At 67.9% G+C, this 3,360-nt stretch carries 1 protein-coding gene; it reads left to right on the plus strand.

The window, feature by feature from the left end; genetic code table 11:
- Positions 1-22 precede the first annotated feature (22 nt).
- On the plus strand, positions 23-3,360 hold a 3,338-nt coding region (locus ABD798_RS16910), incomplete at its 3' end, for a condensation domain-containing protein (RefSeq protein ID WP_344875795.1).

The following is a 3,360-nucleotide window of genomic DNA, read 5'->3' on the forward strand; positions in this document are numbered from 1 at the left end:
GCCGGTGGCGTTTGACTTGACGGTGACGGGTTTGTTTTCGACGTTGACCGCTGGTGGTTGTGTCGAGTTGGCCTCTGATGCGACTGTGCGGCCGTCGTTTGTGAAGGCGACGCCGAGTCATTTGCCGTTGCTGTTGGCCTCGGATGCGTCGATGTCGCCTACTGGTCAGCTTGTGCTCGGCGGCGAATCACTGCTCGGCGAGATCTTGGACGAGTGGCGGGCTCGTCACCCCGGCGTCACAGTGATCAATGAGTACGGCCCGACGGAGACCACCGTTGGCTGCATGGAGTTCCGCATCGAGCCCGGTGACACCGTTGCGCCAGGCGTGGTGACGATCGGGCACCCGATCTGGAACACGCGCCTCTACGTGCTCGACGGCTGGCTCCGCCCGGTTGCTCCCGGCGTCGCGGGCGAGCTGTACATCGGCGGCGATGTGCTCGCGCGTGGCTATCGCAACCGTCCTTCCCTGACCGCTCAACGATTCGTGGCCAATCCGTTCTCGCCGGGGTCGCGGATGTACCGCACCGGAGATGTTGTGCGCTGGCGGAGCGATGGGCTGATGGAGTTCATCGGCCGCACTGACGACCAGGTCAAGGTGCGTGGCTTCCGCATCGAACTGGGCGAGATCGAAGCCACCCTCGCCGCGTGCCCCGGCATCGACCACGCCGCCGCCGTGGTGCGCGAGGACCGCCCCGGCGACAAACGCCTCGTGGCCTACGTGGTCCCGAAGATCAACGCCTCGTTTGACGCGTCTAACGCACTGAACGGGTCGTTCAGTGCGTTCAACGCGTCAAACGGGCCGTTGGCGGAGCGTGTGAAGACGGTGGTGGCGGAGCGGTTGCCGGAGTACATGGTGCCGTCGGCGGTGGTGGTGGTTGATGAGATTCCTTTGACGGCTAACGGGAAGACGGATCGTAGGGCGTTGCCCGCGCCAGTGTTCGAGGTGTCGGAGAGGGGGCCGCGCAACGAGGTCGAAGCTGTTCTGTGCGGGTTGTTCGCGGATGTGCTCGGCGTTGACAGCGTGGGCGTGGATGACGGGTTCTTCGAGCTGGGCGGGCACTCGTTGCTGGCGACGCGCCTGGTCAGCAAGGTTCGGGCGGAGCTGGACGTGGAGTTGTCGATCCGCGCCCTCTTCGACGCGCCGACCGTCGCAGACCTCGCGCGCGAGGTGAAGTCTGCCCAGCGCGGCCGTGCTTCGGTGACGGCTCGACCGCGCCCTGACGTGGTGCCGTTGTCCTTCGCGCAGCAGCGGTTGTGGTTCCTGGACAAGCTCGAAGGCGCTTCGGCCACCTACCACGTGCCGATCGCCCTGCGGCTGACTGGCGATCTTGACACGGAGGCGTTGCGGCTCGCGCTGCAAGATGTCGTCGCGCGGCACGAGTCGCTGCGCACGGTGTTCCCGGAGGTGGACGGACAGCCGCAGCAGCGAATTCTCGCCGACGTTGTCCTTCCCTTGCCCGTCAGCGAGCACGTGGACGTCGCGGAAATCATCGCGCGCCCGTTCGAACTCGCGACGGAGTTGCCGATTCGCGCTGAGCTGCTGCGGATGGCGGCCGACGAGCACGTGCTCGTCGTTGTGCTGCACCACATCGCGGGTGACGGGTGGTCCATGCGCCCGCTCGCGCAGGACCTGAGCGAGGCGTACGCGGCGCGGCTCGACGGTGCGGCTCCGGACTGGCAGCCGTTGCCGGTGCAGTACGCGGACTACACGTTGTGGCAGCGCGACCTTCTGGACTCGGTGCTCCCTGAGCAACTGGCGCACTGGCGGTCCACTTTGGACGGACTGCCGGAGCGCATCGAGCTGCCGACCGATCGGCCTTACCCCGCGGTGGCCTCCTACGAAGGCGCCAGTGTGGAGTTCGGCCTCGACCTGGCGACCAAGCAGGCCGTCGACGCGATCGCGCGGGAGTGCGGCGCGAGCCCCTTCATGGTCGTGCAGGCCGCGCTCGCGGTGGTGCTGAACCGACTCGGAGCGGGTACGGACATCGCATTCGGCACGCCGGTCGCAGGCCGGACCGACCAGGCACTGGACGATCTCGTCGGGTTCTTCGTGAACACCGTCGTGCTGCGCACCGATGTCTCCGGCGCTCCGTCCTTTGTGGACCTGGTGCGCCGCGTCCGCGACGCTGACCTTGAAGCCTACGCGCACCAGGACGTTCCGTTCGAGTACCTGGTGGAGGAGCTGAACCCGGTTCGCTCGCTGGCGCACCAGCCGTTGTTCCAGGTGATGCTCGCGTTCCAGAACACCGCCGAACCCGAGCTGGCGCTGCCCGGCGTGACGGTCGAGGAACACCTGAGCCGGACCAACGCCGCGAAGTTCGACCTGTCCTTCGTGCTGGCGGAGCACGACTCCGGCATGACCGGCACCGTCGAGTACCGCACGGACCTGTTCGACCCCGAGACCGTTGAGGCGATCACGCGACGCCTGAGCCGTGTGCTCGGCGCTCTGCTCGCCGAGCCGACGGCGCCGATCACCGCCGTTGATCTGCTCGAAGACGGCGAACGGCAACGGGTTCTCCTCGAGTGGAACGCCACGTCGGTCGATGTCGCTCCCGCGAGCCTTGCCGAGCTTTTCGAGGCGCAGACCGCTCGGACCCCGGACGCGGTCGCGCTGGTGTTCGGCGGGGTTGAGATCAGCTACGCGGAGCTGAACTCGCGCTCGAACCGCCTCGCGCGGTGGCTCGTGGAGCGAGGAGTCGGCCGGGAGCAGGTGGTCGCGCTCGTGCTCCCGCGTTCGCCCGAGCTGATCACCGCGATGCTCGCGGTCGGCAAGGCCGGTGGCGCCTACCTGCCCGTCGACCCCGCCTACCCGGCCGAGCGGAGGGCGTTCGTCCTCGCGGACGCCAAGCCCGTTCTCGTGCTCGACGAAGTTCCCGATCCTGTCGGGGATTCCAGCGACCTCGGTGTCCCCGTCGACGCCGATCACGCGGCGTACGTGATCTACACATCGGGATCGACCGGGCGGCCCAAGGGCGTCGTCGTCTCGCATTCCGGTGTGGCGAGCCTTGCTCGTCTGCACGCGGATCGGTTCGGGTTCGGTCTCGGGGCGAGGGTGTTGCAGTTCGCCTCGCCGAGCTTCGACGTGTCCTTCGGCGACATCGTGGGGGCGCTGTCCTCGGGTGCCGCGTTGGTGCTGGCGGGGCAGCCCGTCGGCGCTGAGCTGGTCCGCGTGGCGGAGGGGATCACCCACCTCCAGATCGCGCCGTCCGCGCTGGCCACGGTGCCTGCGGGGGAGTCGCTGCCGAGTGTGTCGACGATCGTCGTCGCTGGTGAGGCCTGTCCTGAGGAGCTGGTGCGGCGGTGGTCGCCGGGCCGGGTGTTCATCAACGCCTATGGTCCGACCGAGGCGACTGTGTACGC

Source organism: Allokutzneria multivorans, from assembly GCF_039537405.1.
Lineage (GTDB): Bacteria > Actinomycetota > Actinomycetes > Mycobacteriales > Pseudonocardiaceae > Allokutzneria > Allokutzneria multivorans.